Source organism: Cryobacterium arcticum (genome assembly GCF_003185895.1).
GTDB lineage: Bacteria > Actinomycetota > Actinomycetes > Actinomycetales > Microbacteriaceae > Cryobacterium > Cryobacterium arcticum.
In genome coordinates this window covers 225,585-245,277 of sequence record NZ_QHLY01000009.1, presented here as the reverse complement: position 1 = coordinate 245,277, position 19,693 = coordinate 225,585, and the positions used below count along the sequence as shown (strand labels likewise).

At 69.7% G+C, this 19,693-nt stretch carries 16 protein-coding genes; 7 read left to right on the top strand and 9 right to left on the bottom strand.

Going from position 1 to position 19,693, the window contains the following annotated elements:
- Positions 1–14: 14 nt before the first annotated feature.
- The 6 genes from CTB96_RS09160 to CTB96_RS20490 form a co-directional block, all read right to left on the bottom strand.
- Positions 15–1,115, bottom strand: a complete 1,101-nt coding sequence (locus CTB96_RS09160; protein ID WP_110126614.1) for an NAD-dependent epimerase/dehydratase family protein — start codon at positions 1,113–1,115, stop codon at positions 15–17.
- 29 nt (positions 1,116–1,144) lie between these two features.
- A complete protein-coding gene (locus tag CTB96_RS09155; RefSeq protein WP_146215779.1) occupies positions 1,145–2,599 on the bottom strand; it encodes a DUF5719 family protein in 1,455 nt (484 codons plus the stop codon).
- Entirely contained in the window at positions 2,589–5,633 is a 3,045-nt protein-coding gene (locus CTB96_RS09150) for a glycosyltransferase family 2 protein (RefSeq protein ID WP_110126612.1), read from the bottom strand. Before CTB96_RS09150 ends, CTB96_RS09155 begins: the two co-directional genes overlap by 11 nt.
- 110 nt (positions 5,634–5,743) lie before the next feature.
- Positions 5,744–6,079 carry a WhiB family transcriptional regulator gene (locus CTB96_RS09145; protein WP_110126611.1) on the bottom strand — a complete coding sequence of 112 codons (336 nt, stop codon included), beginning with the start codon at positions 6,077–6,079 and terminating at the stop codon, positions 5,744–5,746.
- A gap of 148 nt (positions 6,080–6,227) precedes the next feature.
- Positions 6,228–7,193: a UDP-glucose 4-epimerase GalE gene (gene galE, locus CTB96_RS09140; protein ID WP_110126610.1), complete on the bottom strand. Its 966-nt coding sequence runs from the start codon at positions 7,191–7,193 to the stop codon at positions 6,228–6,230.
- 51 nt (positions 7,194–7,244) lie between these two features.
- Positions 7,245–7,388: a hypothetical protein gene (locus tag CTB96_RS20490; RefSeq protein WP_181397211.1), complete on the bottom strand. Its 144-nt coding sequence runs from the start codon at positions 7,386–7,388 to the stop codon at positions 7,245–7,247.
- 93 nt (positions 7,389–7,481) lie between these two features.
- Between CTB96_RS20490 and CTB96_RS09135 the strand changes: the two genes are divergently transcribed.
- Complete coding sequence (locus tag CTB96_RS09135; protein ID WP_110126609.1) at positions 7,482–8,492, top strand: GlxA family transcriptional regulator; 1,011 nt, start codon at positions 7,482–7,484, stop codon at positions 8,490–8,492.
- A gap of 3 nt (positions 8,493–8,495) precedes the next feature.
- On the opposite strand, the gene manA is transcribed toward CTB96_RS09135, so the two are convergent.
- Entirely contained in the window at positions 8,496–9,779 is a 1,284-nt protein-coding gene (gene manA / locus CTB96_RS09130; RefSeq protein ID WP_110126608.1) for a mannose-6-phosphate isomerase, class I, read from the bottom strand.
- 132 nt (positions 9,780–9,911) lie between these two features.
- Between manA and CTB96_RS09125 the strand changes: the two genes are divergently transcribed.
- From CTB96_RS09125 to CTB96_RS09115, 3 genes are all read left to right on the top strand, one after another.
- A complete protein-coding gene (locus CTB96_RS09125) occupies positions 9,912–11,090 on the top strand; it encodes an acyl-CoA dehydrogenase family protein (RefSeq protein ID WP_110126607.1) in 1,179 nt (392 codons plus the stop codon).
- 134 nt (positions 11,091–11,224) lie between these two features.
- Positions 11,225–12,718, top strand: coding sequence for a phytoene desaturase family protein (locus CTB96_RS09120; protein ID WP_248283301.1), 1,494 nt, complete (start codon positions 11,225–11,227; stop codon positions 12,716–12,718).
- A 28-nt stretch (positions 12,719–12,746) separates the two neighbouring features.
- The gene (locus CTB96_RS09115; RefSeq protein ID WP_181397210.1) at positions 12,747–13,190 is read left to right on the top strand and encodes an SRPBCC family protein; all 444 of its coding nucleotides are present in this window, start codon (positions 12,747–12,749) and stop codon (positions 13,188–13,190) included.
- 204 nt (positions 13,191–13,394) lie between these two features.
- On the opposite strand, the gene CTB96_RS09110 is transcribed toward CTB96_RS09115, so the two are convergent.
- The gene (locus CTB96_RS09110; protein ID WP_110126605.1) at positions 13,395–13,700 is read right to left on the bottom strand and encodes a rhodanese-like domain-containing protein; all 306 of its coding nucleotides are present in this window, start codon (positions 13,698–13,700) and stop codon (positions 13,395–13,397) included.
- 88 nt (positions 13,701–13,788) lie between these two features.
- Here CTB96_RS09110 and CTB96_RS09105 point away from each other — a divergent pair, with 88 nt between their 5' ends.
- The 3 genes from CTB96_RS09105 (at position 13,789) to CTB96_RS09095 (ending at position 17,800) form a co-directional block, all read left to right on the top strand.
- Positions 13,789–15,102, top strand: a complete 1,314-nt coding sequence (locus CTB96_RS09105) for an O-antigen ligase family protein (RefSeq protein ID WP_248283300.1) — start codon at positions 13,789–13,791, stop codon at positions 15,100–15,102.
- Positions 15,099–16,403 (top strand): O-antigen ligase family protein, encoded by a 1,305-nt coding sequence (locus CTB96_RS09100; RefSeq protein WP_110126603.1) that lies wholly within the window; start codon positions 15,099–15,101, stop codon positions 16,401–16,403. The genes CTB96_RS09105 and CTB96_RS09100 overlap by 4 nt, the downstream gene beginning before the upstream one ends.
- A gap of 89 nt (positions 16,404–16,492) precedes the next feature.
- On the top strand, positions 16,493–17,800 hold the full coding sequence (locus CTB96_RS09095; RefSeq protein WP_146215778.1) for a hypothetical protein: 1,308 nt from the start codon (positions 16,493–16,495) through the stop codon (positions 17,798–17,800).
- Here the strand turns inward: CTB96_RS09095 and CTB96_RS09090 are convergent.
- Complete coding sequence (locus CTB96_RS09090) at positions 17,778–19,628, bottom strand: hypothetical protein (RefSeq protein ID WP_146215777.1); 1,851 nt, start codon at positions 19,626–19,628, stop codon at positions 17,778–17,780. The genes CTB96_RS09095 and CTB96_RS09090 overlap by 23 nt on opposite strands.
- Positions 19,629–19,693 lie beyond the last annotated feature (65 nt).

The following is a 19,693-nucleotide window of genomic DNA, read 5'->3' as shown; positions in this document are numbered from 1 at the left end:
GCTACGGCCGCGATTCAGACTACGGCTGCGCGCAGGGGCGCTGTGGCGAACTCGCGCATGCCGGCTTCGAAACTCACCGACGGGGTCCAGCCCAGTTCGGTGCGGAGCCGTTCGGACGACGCGGTGATGTGCCGCACGTCGCCGAGGCGGTAGTCACCGGTCACGACGGGCGGCGGGCCGCCCGCAGCGGCGCTGAGGGCCGTAGCCATGTCGCCGATCGTGTGCACGGTGCCGCTGCCCACGTTGAACGGGCGGAAGACGCCGGCCCGTGCCGTGCCCGTCCAGTCGATGGCGGCCAGGTTGGCCGAGGCGATGTCGCGTACGTGCACAAAATCCCGGCGCTGCCGCCCGTCTTCGAACACCCTCGGTGCCTCGCCGCGCTGCAGGGCCGACCTGAACAGGGATGCGACGCCGGCGTATGGCGTGTTCTGCGGCATGCCGGGGCCATAGACGTTGTGGTAGCGCAGCGCGGCCGCGGTGCCGCCGGTGCTGCGGCTCCACGCCGTGGCGAGGTACTCCTGGCCGAGCTTGCTGCTCGCGTAGACGTTGCGCGGGTCGAGCGGGTCGTCTTCGCCGACCAACACGGGTTCGAGCGGCTCTCCGGTCGCCTCATCGATCGGGTCGAACCTGCCGGCGTCGAGGTCGGCGGCGAGCCGCGGGCCCGGTCGGGCGAACCCGGCGGCGCTGCGGTAGCTGCCCTCGCCGTAGACGACCATGGACGACGCGAGCACGAGTTGGCCGATTCCCGCCGCGGTCATGCCGGCCAGCAGCACCGCAGTGCCCACTTCGTTGCTGTGCACGTAGTCCGGCGCGTCGGAGAAGTCGACGCCCAGCCCCACCTTGGCGGCCTGGTGGCACACCACGTCGATGTCACGCAGGGCGTGCGCGACTCCGGCGGGGTCGGTGACGTCGCCGACCACGAACTCCACCCGCGGATCCACGGCGGGGAGACCGCCGTGCACGTCGCGGCGGAGCGAATCCAGCACCCGCACCCGCCAGCCCCGCTCGAGCGCGGCTTCGACCACGGCACCGCCGATGAATCCGGCGCCGCCGGTGACCAGGAGGTGGCGTTGGACGCCGGCGCCGGCAGTCGGCGCAGCGGGGGTTTCGGTCACGGCGGGCTCCTTGGGCGGACGGGTTCCGGTCAGTGCGAGTAGACCGGGATAGCGGCGGCCAACGGGCCGATCGGGCTGATCGTGTACGACGCGGACTGCCCGTCGCCCGCATAGGCGACGGCGGCCGCAATACCCGCTCCGCCGCTGACCAGGTATTGGCCAGAGGCGGTGAGCGGCACCACGGCGGACTGACCGGCCGGCACCGTGACCTGCGTGCTCGGGGCGGTGTCTGAGGTGAGAGTCAGGTCGGCATCGCTGCCGGAGGTGTTGGCCAGGTGCAGGGTCGGCGCGGGGCCGTCGGCGACGCTCACCAGGAAGTCGCCGTCCTGCGACGCGGCCGCAGAGGCCCAGCTGAAGTCGGGGCTGATGGTGCCGGTCGTCGTGGTCACGGCCGCGGCGACGATGGGCTGGTCTGCGGCCAGCTTCACGGTGTAGTTCCCGGCCACGACGCCGCTGAGCGGCACCTCGGTGGCGATGCCCGGCTGGAGTTCGACCTCGAGCGAGGTGCCGGTCGATGCGCCGTCTTCGCTCAGCACGCCCACACTGACGGTGGCCACGGCGTCGCCCGGCACGAGGATGCGTACCGACGGGGTGTCCTCCGAGACCGCACCGGCGTCGGTGGAGATGTCGGCGCCCGGGGTCGTCACGACGACACCGGGGATGGTCTGGGTCACATCCGGTGATGTCGTCGCCCCGGTCAGCTCGACGCCGCCGGGTTGGATGCCGCGAATGAGGCTCTGCTGCAGGGCGGCGGCGACCTGGCCGCCGGTGGCGGTGACGTGCACCACGGGCGAGCGCAGGTTCGGGGCGAGTCCGGCCAGCGACACAATGCGTTGACTGCCGGGCTGCACGAGGATACCGGTCGAACCCGGCGCATCCACAACGCCGGCTTCGCCGTAGACGGTGAGGTCGACCGAGGCCACGACGGTGGTCGGGTTACTCAGCAGCACCAGGCTGGTGCGGCCCACATCGGTGGAACCGCTGACGAGCCAGGAATCGCTGGACGCTTCGGTGCAGGCAGCGGCTGCCAGGCCGCCGAGGGTCTCGCTGGCCGCGGCCTGCGACTGGGCACCGGCGACCAGGGGCGCTTCAGTGGCCCCGGCTTCGACGGGAACGCTGAGCATGATCGGTGCACCGTCTCGCGCGCTTTCGGCGTTGTCGACGGCCGAGAGGTCGGTGGTGTCCACGGTCACCGCGTTGGTACCGGACCCGGCTGAGCGGGCCCCGTACGTGGCCGCGAACGGGCCGACGGAGGTCGCGGTGTCCGCCTGGCTGGAATCCTCGGCCAGGGTGAGGAGCGGTCCGGGGCACACCCGCAGCTGGTCGCTGGCGACCGGGGTGACCAGCGTCGACGGCGCGGCGCGCACCAGCGTTGGCCACGGCACGACGGCAGAGCCGCCGACAGCGACGATCACGATGACGATGCCGACCAGGCCGGCCGCGAGCCTGGCGCCGAGCACGGCGACCCTGCGCTTAGTTGCCATGATCTGAATCCTCCGGAGTGTCGGTGTCGGCGACGCCGTCGACCGGTTTCGGGGGCGCCGTTTCGCCCGGTGCGCCCTTCACTCGCCGTCCGGCGGGCCGCTTGGTGCGTGGCGGGCGCGGCACGCGTGGAGCGCGGGCAGGTTTGGCGGCCTTAGTGGGCTTGGGCGGCTTGCTCAGCCGGGAGGCTCGGCGGATCGCGTCCCGGTGCGCCTGCCGTACGGCTTCGCGGCCGGCACCGGTGGGAATGGACAGCAGCACCGTCGCGCCGATCACGAGGGCGGCGATAAGCGCGGTCACCAGGCCGAAGGCCCCGCCGGCGTCCGCGGGGATCTGGCCGTTGGTCGCGGTGTCGGTCACGGCCTCCGCGCGCCAGAGCTGGCCGAAGGCGGTGTCGCCTACCGGAACAAGGGCGGCGTTGCCGTCGAGCGAGGTGGTGGTGCGGGTGGTGGTCTCCGTTGCCGCCGGTGTGACGGTGGTGGTGTCTCCCCACGCGGCCGGGGTGGCGGCCGCTGGGCGCAACAAGACGAAGCGGATGCCGAACCGGGCCAGGTCGGTCGAGGCATCCAGGCCGCTCTGCGAGGCGAGGTTGCCGGCCAGCGTGGCCAGCTCGAGCTGTTCGGCGGTGAGTTCGGTCGCCGTGCTGTTCAGCGTGGACTGCGCGTCGAGCCGCTCCCCCGTGCCCCGCACGATGGTGGCCAGGATGCCGCCGTCGGGCTGCGGGGTGATCTGCAGGGTACCGACCCGGGGTTCCACGGCGGCCTCGGCGGTGACGAAAGCCGGCTGGGTGCGCCCGATGCTCTCCTGCACGACAGAGGTGCCCAGCGGCAGCGCAGCGGCCAGCGGCAGGGCGACGACGGCCAGGGCGACTGCCGACACGATCAGGGGTGCGATGGCCACCTTGTGCAGCCCGCGGGCGGCGAACACCACGCCGCCGACGATGCCGAGCCAGTACAGGCTGAGTCCGTTGCCGGGCCAGATCGACACGCCTTCGGCGCCCACCGACGCCACCGACAGCAGGCCGGCGCCGATCGCCGTGGCGAGGCCGAGCAGGGCGGTCAGGAGCGCGAACGCCGCACCGCGGGCGCCGGGCAGCAGAAGCGAGAGCAGGGCCAGCACGGCCATGGGGATCAAGAGCAGCGGAACCACGTAGCCGGCCACGGTGGCGTCGCCACCCCAGAGCGGGAGGAGCTGGGTCCAGCCGCCGAAGTCGCCCGCGGGGAATCCGAGGATCAGCTGCCAGGTGGGGACGACGTCGGTGGGCACCGGCACTCCGGGGTCGGCCAGCAGGGCCAGCCAGTTTCCGCGCAACCCCTGGTCCCAGATCAGTGGGATGGCCAGCGCCAGTGCGGGAAGCGGGATGCCGATGAAGCGCATCACACTGCGGCCGCTGACCAGCACGCAGATGGCCCAGCCGACCAGGAGCGCCGGCGCGAGGGACGGTGCGCAGGCGACGATGGCGGCGAACAGCAGGGCGGCGGAGCCCGACGCCGACCAGGACCTGGCGGCGGCGAACCCGGCGAAGAACAGCCAGGGCAGCAGCAGGTGCACGAGGATCGCGGCCGGCCGGCCGGCGGCGATGGCGGTGAGGAAGGTGGGTGAGAGCGCCCAGAGCACGGCGGCGACGGCGCGGATGGACCCGCGATGGGTCAGCCGGGTGGCGGCCATCCAGGCGTCGAAGGCGGCCGCCGGCAGGGCCAGCAGGTAGAGCAGCACGATGGCGAACGACGGCGACCAGAAGGTGAGGCTGCCGAGGATGGCGAGGATCGCGGCGAACGGGTCGGCCGCGCCGGTGAAGCCCAGGCCGATGTCGCGCCAGCCGTAGCCCACGTTGGCCCAGAGGTCACCGATGGTGCTGGACAGCGGCAGCAGCCCGCCACCGACGAGGGCCTGGGTGCCGATCAGGGGGGCCAGCATCGCGATGCCCACAGCGGCAGCGGCCAGCAGGGTCCACGCGCCGCCGCCGGAGAAGAACCGGATCTCCGGCCGGTCGCCGCGGGCCCCGGTGAGTGCGGCCTCCCGGGTGAGGGCGTGCCGGCGGCGCACCTCTGCCGCCGAGACCCGGAGGCTCGCGATCGAGGACCAGCTCAGGGTGCGGGTGGCGGCGAGCTTGGTGCGCGCCGTGCGGACCCGGCCGCCCCGGAACGCGGCAGCGAACGCCGCGGAGAATTCGCCGAGGATCGCTCCCGGTTCTTTGCGCAGGAGGTCGCCGATGGAGCGAAGGAAAGCGAGCGGGATGAGCGACAGCCAGTGCACGGGAAGCGCCCAGGCCGGTGAGTAGACCAGTCGGCGGTGCAGTTGGGCCGACCGCTCCGCGCGCACCCGGCGGCGTCGGGCCCGACCGCGGGAGGAACCATCCGGTCCGGCCACGCCATCCCCGGCCGAACTGACCCTGGCGGCGGCCACGACGGAGACACGGTAGCCCGCCAGGCGCACCCGAACGCAGAAGTCGAGCGAATCGTCGACGATGGGCAGCGCGGGGTCGAAGCCGCCGAGCAGGTTCCAGACGCTGTGGCGCACGAGCATGCCGCCGGCGCTGACCGCGAGAACGTCGCTCAGGCCGTCGTGCTGTTCCTGGTCGAGTTCGCTCTCGACCAGGGTCACGGTGGACCCATACGGGGTCATCGACTGGCCGAAATCGTGGATGTAGTCGTCGGCGACCCACTCCATGACCTTAGGACCGGCGACGGCGACGGAAGGGGCGATTTCGAGTTCGGCCAGCAGGCTCCGCAAGGCACTGGGTGCGGGGGCGCTGTCCTGCGCCAGCAGCCAGAGCATTTCGTGGTCTCCGGCGGGCTCGTCGAGCACTCGCATGGCGGTATTGATGGCGGCGCCGAACGACAGCGACGCATCCGCCGAGATGAAGTGGGTGGGGCCGAACGCCGCCAGCAGCTCTGAGGTGGTGTCGCTCGACCCGCAATCGACCGCTATGACGGTGTCGGGCTGGCGGGTCTGCGATCGAAGGGCCTCGAGAGTTCGCTCAAGGTGCGAAGCGCCGTTGCGGGCGACGATGATGGCGGTGACTCTGGCTTGCATATCGTGGACAGCCTAAGCGGATAACGGTCCAGAACGCTCAACCGGTCAGGCGCGCCACGAATCCGGGCACGGCTGCTGTCCGGCGAAACGGCAGGCCCTGCCGGATGCGGTCAGCCCGCGCGTTTGCGGAGTTTGCGCCGTTCACGCTCCGACAGACCGCCCCAGATACCGAAGCGTTCGTCGTTGGCGAGAGCGTACTGGAGGCACTGGGGGCGCACCTCGCAGGAAGCACAGATCTTCTTTGCGTCTCTGGTCGAGCCGCCTTTTTCCGGGAAGAAGGCTTCTGGGTCGGTCTGGGCACACAGGGAATCCGACTGCCAGGCGAGCGGGTTGTCGTCCGCTCCCTCGATCGGCGTCGATTCCTTGCGGACCCCGGGCACGCCGAGGCGTACGGGATCGACGAACCAGTCTTCAGGTACCCCGGAACGATATTCGGACAACGTCATATCGCCTCCACCCATCAGCTCATGCACGTTTTCGCGCTAGAACTAATTACACCGGTGTAGTTCGCTGCCGTCAAGTCGCAGATCGTAAACCCTCAATACGGGCTGGAGGGTTTAGGCTCGCCGTCGTGCCCGAATCGTGTCGTGCGCGTCAGGACGCAGCGGCCTGCCGGGACTCCCAGGCGCTCCGCACCATGTCTTCGAGGGTGTGGCGCATCTTCCAGTCCAGGTCCCTCGCGGCCATTTCGCCCGACGCGACGATGCGGTCGGGGTCGCCGGTGCGGCGGGGGCCGATCACCGGGGTGAACGGGATGCCGGTGACGGCCGCGACGGTGCTCATGATCTCGCCGACCGAGACACCGTCTCCGCTGCCGAGGTTGTAGACGGGAGCTATCGAGTCGCCGGCATCCAGACGACGGGCGGCGGCCACGTGGGAGATGGCCAGGTCGGCTACGTGAATGTAGTCGCGCACGCAGGTGCCGTCTTCGGTCTTGTAGTCGTTGCCGTTGATGCGCGGCGTGCGGCCTTCGATGAGCGCCTCGAACACCATCGGGAACAGGTTGTGCGGGCTGGTGTCGCGAAGCTCCGCGCTGCCGGATCCGACGACGTTGAAGTAGCGCAGCGAGGTGTGGGCGAGCCCGGCGGCGACGGCCTGGTCGCGCAACAGCCACTCACCGATCAGCTTCGACTCGCCATACGGCGATTCGGGGCTCTTGGCGGTCTCCTCGGTGACGAGGTCGGTGAACGGGGTGCCGTACACGGCGGCGCTTGAGGAGAAGACGATCCGGCCGACCCCGGCCTCCTGCATGGCGGCGAGCAGCAGAGCCGTCGCAGTGACGTTCTGCTCGTAGGTGTGCAGCGGGCGGGTCACCGAGACGCCGGCGTACTTGAACCCGGCCACGTGCACGACACCGCTGATGGGGTACTCGGCGAAAGTCTTGGTGAGCAGTGCGGTGTCGAGTAGCGTGCCCTGCACGAACGGCACTCCGGCCGGAACGAACTCGGCGTGACCGCTGGACAGGTCATCGAGGACGACGACGTCAATTCCTTCGGCCAGGAATGCGCGGACGACGTGGGAGCCGATGTAGCCGGCCCCTCCGGTAACAAGCCAAGCCATGTGGTGCCCCTGAGCTCTCCGGGCAGCCTGGTGCTGCCAACTCAGACCACACTATCGGTCGCGAGGGAACGGTTCGGGATGCCGGTTGCGCCGGGCAAGTTCCACGTTGCCCAGGCCGTCGGAGCGCAGGGCGACGAGGCTCGCCGCCACCGCCCAGATCGTGAGGGCCATCAGAACACTGAGTAAGAGAATCATGGCACTAACGGTAGGTCTTGCGACTTTCTGCCACGAGTGGCAGAGTTGCCGTTTACCGACACATTCCTGCCATAACTCTGCGAGGACCCGCTCATGCTCCACAAAGTCGTCTGCGTCGCCATTCCCGGCATGGCCCCGTTCGAGTTCGGGGTGATCTGCGAGGTCTTCGGCATCGACCGCTCGGAGCACAACGGACCGGCCTTCGACTTCCACGTGGTCACGGCAGTTCCGGGCGCTCTGCGCACCAAACTCGGCTTCGACATCGTCGTGCACGACGATCTGTCGGCGGCGGCGGATGCCGACCTGATCGCGATCCCCGCCTACGAGGCCGGCACCGACATCCACCCCGATGTGCTGCGGGTGGTGCAGGAGGCCGAGGCCCGCGGCGCCTGGGTGCTCAGCGTCTGCAGCGGCGCGTTCATCCTGGGTGCTGCGGGCATCCTGGACGGTCGTCGCAGCACCACCCACTGGATGTACGCGGATGCGCTGGCCGAGGCGTACCCCAACACCACCGTCGACCCGGATGTTCTCTTCGTCGACGACAACCACGTGGTCACCGGGGCGGGCACAGCCGCCGGCATCGACGCCGCCCTGCACGTGGTGCGCCGGGAACTCGGCGCCGGAGCCGCGAACGTGATCGCCCGGCGCATGGTGGTGCCGCCGCAGCGCGACGGCGGCCAGTCCCAGTTCATCCAGGCGCCCGTGACCGAACGGTGCAGCGATTCCTTCGCCGAGATCGTGGACTGGATGATGCAGAGCCTCGACCAGGACCTCACCGTGGACCAGCTCGCCCGGCGCGCGCTGATGTCGCCGCGCACCTTCGCCCGCCGGTTCAGGGCCGAGCTCGGCACCACCCCGACGGCCTGGCTCAACCGGCAGCGCCTGATGCTGGCGCAGCAGCTGCTCGAGGAAACCGACGACACCCTCGACCTGATCGCCGTGCAGACCGGGTTCGGGGCCGCAGCGGTGATGCGCCACCACTTCGTGCGCACCCTGCAGACCACGCCCACGGCGTATCGCCGCACCTTCGGCCGGCGCCGGGCCGCGCCCGCGAATGATGCGGGGCGGGACGAACTCGAGTACGACCTGGTGGGCCTCAGCTGACGGTTACGGCGTAGTGGCCAGGAAGACCTCGCCGGAACCGGCGAAGGTGACGGTGCCTTCGTCGGGGGTGATGTAGACAGATTCGCCGCGGGCCAGGGAGATCGACGAAGTGGCGCCGGCGACGAGGAAACGACCGGCCGTGCAGATCGCGATGCCGGGTCCGGTGAGGGTGACCTGGCGCATCGGCACGCCGGCCTGGCCGGCATCGGCGGCCGCCGCATCCGCCGGCACCGCGATGTGTGCCAGTTCGAAGTCGGGCACTGCCGGCTTGTAGACCGCCACGCCGTCGGCCTGCAGCTGGGGGGCCAGGTACGGCACCGGCAGGGGCGCGAAGTCGAGCACGTCGAGCAGTTCGTCGACGTCGATGTGCTTCGGGGTCAGGCCCCCGCGCAGCACGTTGTCCGACGAGGCCATCACCTCAACCCCGAGCCCCGACAGGTAGGCGTGGATGTTGCCGGCCGGCAGGAAGAGCACTTCGCCCCGCTTGAGCGACACCAGGTTGGTGAGCAGGGAGATGACGATGCCGGGGTCGCCGGGGTATGCGGCCGACAGCGAGCGCACCATGGCCAGCTCGGCGGCGAAGCTCACCTGGGCGCCACCCTCGATGAGGAACGCGGCCTGCTCGGCGAGCGCCACCACGCGTTCGACCAGCCAGGACACCTCGCCGGTGTCACCGCCGCGACCGTCGCGCAGCAGCCATTCGACGACGTCGTGCAGGGCGTCGTCGCCGACCAGTCGGTTCTCCAACCCGGAGAGGGCCTCGGGCTGCGGCTGGTCCATGGTGGCGTCGAGCGCGCGAAGCTCCGCCAGGATCGAGCGGATCTGGCGCGGGTCGCGGAACCCGCAGAGCGCTTGGAAGGTGTCGCTGAGCGCGAAGATGATCTCGGGCTTGTGGAACGGGTCGCGGTAGTTGCGGTCGGCGGCGTCGAGAGGGATGCCGGCAGCGTTCTCCAGCGCGAACCCCGCGGCGGCGCGCTCCGGCGACGGGTGTGCCTGCAGGGAGAGCGGGCTGTGCGCGGCGAGGATCTTCAGCAGGAACGGCAGCCGCCGGCCGGCCGCGTGCTTCGCACCCAATGCGGTGGCCGGGTCACGGTCGATCCAGGCGGCGAGGTCCGGCGCTCCCCCGGCGAGCGCCGGGTCGGTGATGACCGACGGTGAACCGGGGTGGGCGCCGAGCCAGAGCTCGGCCTCCGGCCCTCCGGAGGCCACGTGGCCCAGGAGGTCGGCGATCGCGGTTGGCGAACCCCACGCGTAATCGCGCGGTGTGTTGGTGATGCCCACAAACATGCTTGGCTCCTGACTGGCAAGGTTTAGACCAAACTACCAACCGCTTTCGCACGACCAGGCAAGTCGCCATAGGCTAAACGTCCCGGTCAGCGCGCTCGCGCGGCCGGACATCCTCGTCGCAATGGAGCACAGATGACCTTCGAGCCGCTCGGCAGTGATTTCTTCGGATACGAGAACCTCCTCAGCGGTGAGGAGAAGGCGGCCCTGGCACGCATCCGGTCCTACCTCGAGTCCGATGTGCGTCCGATCGTGAACGGATGCTGGGAACGGGCCGAGTTCCCGGCGGAGATCATCAAGCCGCTCGGCGCCCTCGGCGCGTATTCGTTCGGCTGGGAGGAGACGAAGCCGTTTGCCAATTCCGCGGTGTTCCGCGGCTTCGTGGCGCTGGAGATGGCGCGGGTGGATGCCTCCGTGGCCACCTTCGTTGGGGTGCAGAACGGCCTGGTCGCCGGGTCGATCGCGGCCTGCGGATCGGCCGAGCAACGGGCCCAGTGGCTGCCGAGACTGGCCAGCGGTGAGATCGTGGGCGCCTTCGCCCTGACGGAACCGCTCAGCGGATCCGACTCCGCGCAGGGGCTGCGCACCACGGCGACGCTCGACGGCGACAGCTGGACCCTGAACGGGCAGAAGCGCTGGATCGGCAACGCGACCTTCTCCGACATCACCATCGTCTGGGCGAAGGACACCGCGGACGGCGCCGTGAAGGGCTTCATCGTGCCCACCGACACCGCCGGGTACACGGCCACGAAGATCGAGGGCAAGATCAGCCTGCGCTCGGTGCAGAACGCCGACATTACGCTGGAGAATGTGGTCGTGCCGGAGTACAACCGGCTGCAGGAGGCCAATTCCTTCCGTGACACCGCCCGGGTGCTGCGGTTCACCCGCGCGGAGGTCTCCTGGGCGGCCGTGGGCCTGGCGATGGGCGCGTACGAGGCCGCCCGCGCCTACGCCACCGAGCGGGTGCAGTTCGGCAAGCCGATCGGCGGCCACCAGCTGGTGCAGGACCTGCTGGTGAAGAGCCTGGGCAACATCACGGCGAGCCTGGGCATGGTGGTGCGGGTCTCGCAGATGCTCGACGAGGGCACCCAGCGCGACGAGCACTCCGCGCTGGCGAAGTCGTACACGACCTCGCGGATGCGCGAGACCGTGGCCTGGTGCCGGGAACTGTTCGGCGGCAACGGCATCGTGCTCGACTACGATGTGGCCCGGTTCTTCTCCGACGCCGAGGCGATCTACTCCTACGAGGGCACCCAGGAGATGAACACCCTGATCGTGGGTCGGAGCATCACCGGGCTGGCCGCGTTCGTCTAGCCCCGCCCGCGGTCCGCCACACCCCAGCCTCCCGCAGCTGTTGCCGACGCGTCGTGGTGCGTCCGGCGCACCGGCCGCAATCGTCCGATTCGAAAGCAGTAGCGGGGCGGGAGCACAGCAGGAAGAATGAGGCCATGCAGCGAGCAGGGATGAACGTGCGGCGCGGACGCCCCGAAGTCGACGCGATCGTGGTGGGGGCAGGGCCCAACGGGCTCGCGGCGGCGGTCACCCTGGCCAGGGCTGGACTCTCGGTGCGGGTCTACGAGCGCGAGGCTCACGTCGGCGGCGGCGCCGCGACCGCCGAGCTCACCCTGCCGGGCTTCCACCACGACGTCTGCTCGGCGGTGCACCCGTTGGCGTTGGCGTCGGAGTTCTTCCGCCGGTTCGGCCTCGCCGAGCGCATCGAGCTGGTGGTGCCGGAGGTCTCCTACGGGCATCCGCTGCCCGGTGGCGCCGCGGCACTGGCCTACCGCAGCCTGGACCGCACGGTGGACGAGCTCGGCCGGGACGGCCCGGCCTGGCGCCGGCTGTTCGCCCCGCTGGTCGATCACGCCGAGCAGGTGGCGGAGTTCACCGGGAACCAGCTGCTGCGGGTACCGCGACATCCGCTCACCGCACTCCGTTTCGGTCTGCGTTCCCTGGAACAGGGCAGCCCGCTCTGGAACATCCGGTTCAGCGGACAGGCCGCGCCGGCGCTGTTCACCGGGGTGAGCGCCCACACCATGCGCGCATTGCCGAGCGTGGCGACGGCGGGAGCCGGGCTCACCCTGGCCACCTACGCGCATGCCGGGGGCTGGCCGATCCCGGTGGGCGGCAGCGGTGCGATCGTGACCGCGATGGTGGACGACCTGCTCGCCCATGGTGGCGAGATCGTGACGAGCACCGAGGTGCGACGCCTAGGCGACCTGCCGCCTGCGCGCGTGGTGCTGCTCGACCTCACCCCGAAGGCGCTGCTGCGGCTGGCCGAGGGCGAATTGCCCGCCGGATACGCGCGCTCCCTTCGCGCCTTCAGGTACGGCAATGCCGTGGCCAAGGTCGATTTCGCCCTGAACGGGCCGGTGCCCTGGCGGGCGGAGGGGTTGCGGGCGGCCGGAACCGTGCACGTCGGCGGCACCCGGGCGCAGATCAGTCGGGCCGAGAACGCCGTCGCGCGCGGCCGGCACGCCGAGGACCCCTATGTGCTGGTGTCGCAGCCCAGCGGAAGCGATCCAAGCCGCGCCCCGGCGGGCCAGCACACCCTGTGGGCCTATACCCATGTTCCCCGCGGCTCCTCCGTGGATCAGACCGAGGCCATCACCCGGCAGATCGAGCGCTACGCACCCGGTTTCCGCGACACCATCCTGGCAACGAATAGTCGCACCGCCCGGGAGGTGGAAGCGCACAACCCGAACTACGTCGGCGGTGACATCTCTGCCGGCGAGGTGAGTCTCGCCCAGCTGATCAAACGGCCGGTGCTCAGGCCCGACCCGTGGCGCACACCGCTGGCCGGGGTGTACCTCTGCTCATCATCGACACCTCCCGGCCCCGGGGTACACGGGCTGGCCGGCTGGCACGCCGCACTCAGCGCGCTCCGCCACGACCTCGGCGTGAACCGCCCACCGGACCTCTCCCCTACCCGACCTGCGTGACCCGAGCAACAACGAGAAAGGTGCCACCGTGGCCGTGAACTACCGAACCATGGACTGCTCGCCCGAGCGGGTCTTCGCGGTGCTCGCCGACGGCTGGCTGTACCCCGGCTGGGTCGTCGGTGCCTCGCGGATGCGCAACGTCGACAAAGCCTGGCCGGCCGAGGGCAGCGTCATCCATCACTCCGTCGGCGCGTGGCCCGCCCTGATCGACGACACCACCTCGGTACTCGAATGGGATCCGCCCCGGCATGCGCTGCTGAAAGCGCGCGGCTGGCCGATCGGCGAAGCGCATGTGGCCATCGACGTGCGCACGCGCGGCCATGGCTGTGTCGTGCGCATCACCGAGGATGCGGTGGCCGGCCCCGGTCGTTACGTGCCGGGGATTCTGCGGGACGCGGCGATCCGGGTGCGCAACGAGGAAACCCTCCGGCGCCTGGCCTACCTCGCCGAGGGCGGCGCCGGCCAGTCGTAGTCGGCCGCTGGTCGAGCCCGTCGAGACCCCGCAAGCCGACCCCAATCGCGCCCACATCACTGATTTCCGGAGATCGCACAGTCCCGTGACGCTCGAACTATGCGTAGTTCGGAAACGAGTGAAGCCAAACCCTCCGGCATCGGGCGCATCCTCGGCGGGTCTCGACGAGCTCGACCAGCGACGGGGCGGGGACCTGGATTCTTGCTAGGCGGCGTCCTGCACGGTGGGCAGGCCGGCCTGCTGCCAGGCGGTCATGCCGCCGGTCACGTTGACCGCCTCGACACCGTTCCATTCCAGGAACGCGGCGCCCTTCTGGCTGCGGCCGCCGGCAGCGCAGATCACGTAGACGGTGTCGTCGCGCGGCACCTCGGCGAGGCGTTCGCTCAGCTCGCCCAACGGAATGAGGATGGCGCCGTCGGCGTGGCCGGCCGCGAACTCCCAGGGTTCACGCACGTCGATCACCACGGTGTCGTTCAGGGCTGCGAGCTCGGTCACCGAGATATCGGTCATGCGGATTCCCTTCGGAGGCGGGTCAGGTCTAGACACGGTATCAAAGGAAGGGCGCGGGTCGCCGAGGCCGCCCCAGTACCCTAGACACATGCCCGCCGTTCAGAGCCGTCTCACCGTTCGCCTGTTCGCGACCCTGGTGTTCTTCAGCGTGCTGGCCGGGCAAGCCTGGCGCAATCTGCTCGGCTGGTGGGGCTTCGGCGCCATCGCCCTCGTGATCGTGGCCGGCAGCATCTGGTTCCTCCTCACGCTCAAGCCGGAGTGGAGCTGGCGCGGCTTCCCCAAGTCCCTGGCCGCCTTCATGGTTCTGGCCACTCTCTCCCTGGCCTGGTCCGCCTACCCCAGCGCCAGCGCGGTCGGCATCACCCTGCAATGGATCACCACGATCACCGCCCTGTTCGTGGCGCTCTGCTTGAGCTGGAGCGAACTCCTGCGCACCCTGGCCGTGGCGCTGCGCTGGATTCTCGGCCTGTCGATCGCCTTCGAGTTCGTCGTCGCGGTCTTCATCGGGCACGCCGTGTTGCCGTTCTGGGTCGAATACACCGGCAAGATCCCGGCCGCCTTCTACTGGTCGCGGGGCCTACTCCTGAACGGCGGCCCCATCGAGGGCATCGTCGCCAGCCGCAACCTGCTCGGCTTCATCGCCCTGCTCGCTGTGATCGTGTTCTCCGTGCAGGTGCTGGCCGGCACCGTGGCGCGCGGGCGCGGCATTGCCTGGGTGGTCGTGGCCGTCGTGATGCTCGGGCTGACCCGGTCGGCGACGGTGTCGCTCGCACTCGTCGCGGTGGGCGTCGCGCTGCTCTTCGCACTCTGGGCCCGTCGTCTGCCGCCGCTCGGCCGGCGCCCGCTCTACCTCACCGCGGCCGGCGTGATCGCCGCCGCCGTGGTCGGCGTGGTCGCGTTCTCCGGCCCGCTCCTGAGCGTGCTCGGCAAGAGTGAGGACCTCACCGGCCGTTTCGACATCTGGAACCGCGTGATCGGGCTGGCCAGCGAGCGCCCGGCCTTCGGCTGGGGATGGGTGTCGTACTGGGCGCCGTGGGTGGAACCGTTCGACGGCCTCGCCGTGCGCAAGGGTGTCGAATACCTGCAGGCGCACAACGCCTGGCTGGATGTCTGGCTGCAGCTGGGCATCCTCGGCCTGATCGTCTTCGCCGCCCTGAGTATCTCGACCCTGTGGCGCACCTGGTTCCTCGCGGTCGACCGCCCTCGGCTGGGCGTGGCCGACACCTCGCCGTTCACGGTCGTGTCGCTGCTGCCCCTGTTGGTCACCGTGGCGCTGCTCGCGCAGAGCCTGGCCGAGAGCCGCATCCTCGTCGAGTCCGGCTGGGTGCTGCTCGTCGTGCTGGCGATCAAGTCGAAGCGGGCCGGCGTGGCCGCTGAGCTGCTCGGCGTGGGCAGGCGATGACCGGACGCGCTCGCCCGCCGTACGTTCCCGCCGCGGTTTCCGCGGTGTTGTCTTCGCCCCGCTTCAGCGCCACCCTCACCCACCTGATCATCGGACTGGCCTTCGCCACCCACCTGGTGCGCAGCCTGATGGGCTGGCCGGGTCTGCTGGCCGCCCTGACCTGCCTGGTCGTGCTCGCGGTGATCTCGATGGTCGCCCGACGGCAGAGCATCGAGTGGCACGGCCTGCTGCCCGTCTCGATTCTGGTGTTCCTGATCTGGTGCGCGCTGTCGGTGCTCTGGAGCGACTACCCGTTGCGCACCATCACGGGCGTCGGCTATCAGCTGGCCTTCGCGTTCCTGGCGATCTATGTGGCCCTGGTTCGCGACACCATCCAGATCGTGCGGGCCACCGGTGACGTTCTGCGGGTGCTCCTCGGGTTGTCCATCGCCCTCGAGGTGCTCTCCGGCCTGCTGCTCGACCTGCCGATCGTCTTCCTCGGGGTGCAAGGAAACATCGCCTCCCTCGGTCCGATCCAGGGTGTGTTCGGCTCCCGGAACGTGCTCGGCCTGGTCTCCCTGATCGCCGCGATCAGCTTCATCATCGAATTGCGCTCCCGGTCTGTGCGACCGGGCCGGGCCACGGCATCGATCGCACTGGCGGTCCTCGGGCTGGTACTCACCCACTCCCCGGTCTTCGTCGTCGTCGCCAGCGCCGTGGGCATCGCGGCGCTCGCGCTCTACTGGCTGCGCCGTACTCCGGCGGAGAACCGCTGGCTGGTACAGCTCAGCCTGCTCGGCACCACTGTGTTGGCCGCGCTCTTCGTCTTCGTCGCCCGCACGTCGATCATCGACCTGCTCAACGCTGGCAGCGAATTCGAAACCCGGTCGTCATTGTGGTGGCAGATGTGGCGCCTGGTCGACCTGCATCCGCTCGAAGGCTGGGGTTGGACCGGTATCTGGCCGCAGAACATCAGCCCATACGGCTGGCTCGACTTCGTGACCAAGAGCCAGCATTCTTCGGCGCTCAACGCGTTCCTCGACGTGTACTTCCAGGTCGGCCTGATCGGCTTCCTGTCGTTCGTGGCCCTGGTCGGGCTCGCGTTCGTGCGGTCCTGGCTGCTGGCCTCTAACAAACGCCCGGTCGTCTACGTCTGGTCGCCGCTGGTGCTCGTGGTGCTGCTGGTCACCTCAGCGGCCGAGAGCACCGTGCTGGTGGAATTCGGCTGGTTGCTGCTGCTGATCTGCTCGGTCAAGGCAGCCCAGGGCCAGAGCTGGCGGCGGATGCTGAAACCCAGCCCGCGCAACGAACTCGACTCCTAGCGCCGGGCGGCCGAGTGCCGGCCGGGGAAACATCCACCTGGGACCGGCAGAATGTATCGAACCAGTCAATGGAAGCGGGACCCGTGCACGTGAGTCAGACAGAAGAGCCAGCCCAGGAACAGCCCCCGGTCGCGGCGGCGAGCCCGAAGACCGGCAACGGCTTCATCCTGATCGTGGCCGCAACCGGCCTGGTGGGCATCGCCGGCTACCTGATCACGGTGTGGGTGCCGAACCTGATCGGATTCGGCCCGTACGCGACCTTCGCGGTGTTCTGGGCCTTCATCTTCCTGGTCGCGGCCGCTCTCACCGGAATCCAGCAGGAGATCACCCGGGGCACTCAGGCGAGGGTCCCCGGCGACACCACGCGCGCCGGGCAGGCCGGGAAGTTCGCCCTGCTGGCGTTCGTCGCTGTCCTGGTTCTGGTACTCGGCACCGCGCCGCTGTGGCAGGCGGCCGTGTTCCCTGACCACGGCTGGGCATTGGTCGTGCCGCTTGCCGTCGGTGCCGCCTCCTATGTGCCCCTGGCCGTGCTCTCCGGATCCCTCTATGGCGTCAGCCACTGGAAGGCCCTGTTCGCGCTCATCAGCATCGAAGGTCTCCTCCGCCTCGTGCTGGTGATCCTCGCGGCGTACCTGCGGCCGGAAGCCGCCGTCTTCGCCTGGGCGATCGCGATTCCCTTCCCGGTTGCCGTGCTGGTCGTGTGGCCCTTCGCCCGGGCCAGAGTGGTCGGCAAGACCCGCCTGGATGTCTCCCTGCCGCAGCTCACCTGGAACGTGGCGCGCACGATCGTGGCCGCCGCCGCCATGGGTTTGATGATCAGCGGTTTTCCGCTCATCCTGCAGCTCACGTCCCCGGGGGTGTCCGTCAGCCTGATGGGCCTCGTCATCGCCACCGCCACGCTGACCCGCGCACCGCTGATCGTGGTCGGGATGGCCCTGCAGAGCTTCCTGATCGTGTTCTTCCGCAGCCGGGCGGCGCACTTCTGGCGCACGCTGCTGATGCTGGAGGCCGGGGTGGTCGCGCTCGGCCTGGTCCTGGCGGTCCTCGGCTACCTGCTCGGCCCGGCCATCTTCGCGTTCGCCTTCCCGAAGGAAGACGTGCCGGCCAACTGGCTCATCGGCACGTTCATCCTCTCCTCAGCGCTGGTGGGTGCGCTGTGCGTCAGCGCACCAGCCGTGCTCTCCCGCAATGCCCACGCGGCCTTCAGCGCCGGGTGGATCATCGCCGCCGTCACGACGATCGTGTGCCTGTTGCTGCCGCTGCCGTTCATCGAGAAGACAGTGCTCGCCCTGCTGGTGGGTCCGGCGGCGGGAGTGCTCGTGCACGCGGTGTACCTGGCCCTCGTACGGAATGCCGGGACGCGACCGGAGTTGGTTACTCCAGCGCCCACAGTGTGATCGTGCCGGACGAGCCGTCCTCGTTGACGTACGGGAGGCTCGCCTGCTCGGTGAGGATGTCCGCATAGCGGGTGTCCCAGTCATCGGTGCAGGCGCTGTCGGTGAGCACCTGTGTCGCCTTGCCCTGCAACGCGGCATCCCGGTCGAGTCCGCCGCCGAGCCGGGCCGAGATGACGGTACCGAGGGCATCGTGTTCAGTTGGCCAGGCCATGCCGAGGTGGTAATACGCGACGGGCACGCCCGACGTGACCTTCAACACCCGCGGGTCGATGCAGGAGTCGACCATCACCAACGTGCCGGGGTTCGCCGCGGCTGACTGCTGGGCGAGCTCGGTGAGCGCGTTGTCCCGGGGTGAATCCGTCACCATCAGGGCACGGGCGACCTCGGAGCGGTAGAACACCCACCAGTCGCTCAGCGACAGGGTGGCAACACCGACGACGAGCAGCGCCCCCACGATGACGCTCCACCGCGGCACGGTGCGGCGTGGTCGCGAATCGGCTGACGAGTCGGCGACGGCGGTGAGGGCGGCCTCCGGCGCGGTGGAGCGCCAGAGGTCGGTCAGCACGAGCACGCCGATGGGCAGGATCGTCGCGGCGATCAGGAAGAAGACATCCATGTAGAGGCGGTACGGCTCGGCGTTGGCACCCCAGATGTCGTTGTTCGCGAGCATGATCCAGGCCAGCCCGGCGCCCAGCGCGTAACCGCCCCAGAGCGGCCGGCGCCGACGGATGGCCGCGACCAGGATCAGCAGGATCGGAACGATCAGGGCAAGGCCGGACACGAGCCCGGTCTGCAGCGGCACCCCGAGCTCGGTGTTGGACGCCACCCGGTAGGCGAGGAACGGGTCGCCGGTGACGAGGCCGACGACGGTGCCGACGACCTGCGGGGACGCCCCGAGGACGACGGCGACGCAATAGATCGCCACAGTGCCTCGGCTGCGCACGATGAGGGCGAGCACGCCGGGCACGGCGGGCAGGAGCCCGAAGACCAGGGTCGGCAGCTGGCCACCGACCTCCGCGACGGTGGGGCCGGCCAAGAAGACGACCGGGATCAGCAGCACGGACAGCACCGCGAGCACGATGTGCCGGCCGCGGAAGATGGTCCAGGCTGCCAGGCCGAATGCCAGCAGGTAGATCGCGGCAATGAACGAATAGGTCTGCACGTTCGCCAGTCCACCGAGCACGAGGCAGATCAGGGTGGTGCTGATCAGGCGCATCCACCGGCCGGCCGGCCGGAGCCAGAGCAGTCCGAGCAGAAGCAGGCAGATCGATGCGATCGACAGCGACACCGTCTCACCGTTGAGCGTGTGCAGGACCCCGAACGGACCCCAGATCACCGCGTGGGATTCGAGCGGGGTGTACCACCCGGTCACGGTCAGGCGGGAGAAGGTTCCCAGCATGAACGGCACCGGCGCGATCAGGCCCAGCCACCAACGCCGGCTCAAGCCGATCAGCACCGCGGCGAGCAGACCGACCAGCACCAGTTGCACGGCCATCCCGCAGACGTTCCAGGCCACGATCGGATCCCAGCCGGTCACGCGGGCGACGAAACCGATGGCCTCGTAGTACACGCGGGGGTAGGTATTCGCTCCGGTTTCGGTGTCCGGCTCGAAGCTGGCGAACTGACCCTCTGAGAAGTTCTTCACGATCGCGAGATAGCCCAGCTGATCGTGGGCGAAGTAGTCACGGAAGCGGCTCAGCGAGAAGCCGGGGACGGCAAGGTACATACCGGCTTGGGCGACAACGTGCAGGAGCAGAGCGACTGCCACAACGAGTCCGCTCAAGAGTTTGGCGTGGCCGGGCATTCTCGCCATTCGCTCGTCGTCCACTGCATCACCATACACTCGGCCGACCGAGCGTTGGCCCGCACAGTCGTGCCGGGCTGCACGGTCGG

Excerpts from the sequence above, each read along its gene's own strand:
- manA (WP_110126608.1), bottom strand. The coding sequence starts at position 9,779 with ATGTTTGTGGGCATCACCAACACACCGCGCGATTACGCGTGGGGTTCG.
- CTB96_RS09155 (WP_146215779.1), bottom strand. The coding sequence starts at position 2,599 with ATGGCAACTAAGCGCAGGGTCGCCGTGCTCGGCGCCAGGCTCGCGGCC.
- CTB96_RS09120 (WP_248283301.1), top strand. The coding sequence starts at position 11,225 with ATGCAGCGAGCAGGGATGAACGTGCGGCGCGGACGCCCCGAAGTCGAC.
- CTB96_RS09135 (WP_110126609.1), top strand. The coding sequence starts at position 7,482 with ATGCTCCACAAAGTCGTCTGCGTCGCCATTCCCGGCATGGCCCCGTTC.
- CTB96_RS20490 (WP_181397211.1), bottom strand. The coding sequence starts at position 7,388 with ATGATTCTCTTACTCAGTGTTCTGATGGCCCTCACGATCTGGGCGGTG.
- CTB96_RS09110 (WP_110126605.1), bottom strand. The coding sequence starts at position 13,700 with ATGACCGATATCTCGGTGACCGAGCTCGCAGCCCTGAACGACACCGTG.
- CTB96_RS09100 (WP_110126603.1), top strand. The coding sequence starts at position 15,099 with ATGACCGGACGCGCTCGCCCGCCGTACGTTCCCGCCGCGGTTTCCGCG.
- CTB96_RS09105 (WP_248283300.1), top strand. The coding sequence starts at position 13,789 with ATGCCCGCCGTTCAGAGCCGTCTCACCGTTCGCCTGTTCGCGACCCTG.
- CTB96_RS09150 (WP_110126612.1), bottom strand. The coding sequence starts at position 5,633 with ATGCAAGCCAGAGTCACCGCCATCATCGTCGCCCGCAACGGCGCTTCG.
- CTB96_RS09145 (WP_110126611.1), bottom strand. The coding sequence starts at position 6,079 with ATGACGTTGTCCGAATATCGTTCCGGGGTACCTGAAGACTGGTTCGTC.
- CTB96_RS09125 (WP_110126607.1), top strand. The coding sequence starts at position 9,912 with ATGACCTTCGAGCCGCTCGGCAGTGATTTCTTCGGATACGAGAACCTC.
- galE (WP_110126610.1), bottom strand. The coding sequence starts at position 7,193 with ATGGCTTGGCTTGTTACCGGAGGGGCCGGCTACATCGGCTCCCACGTC.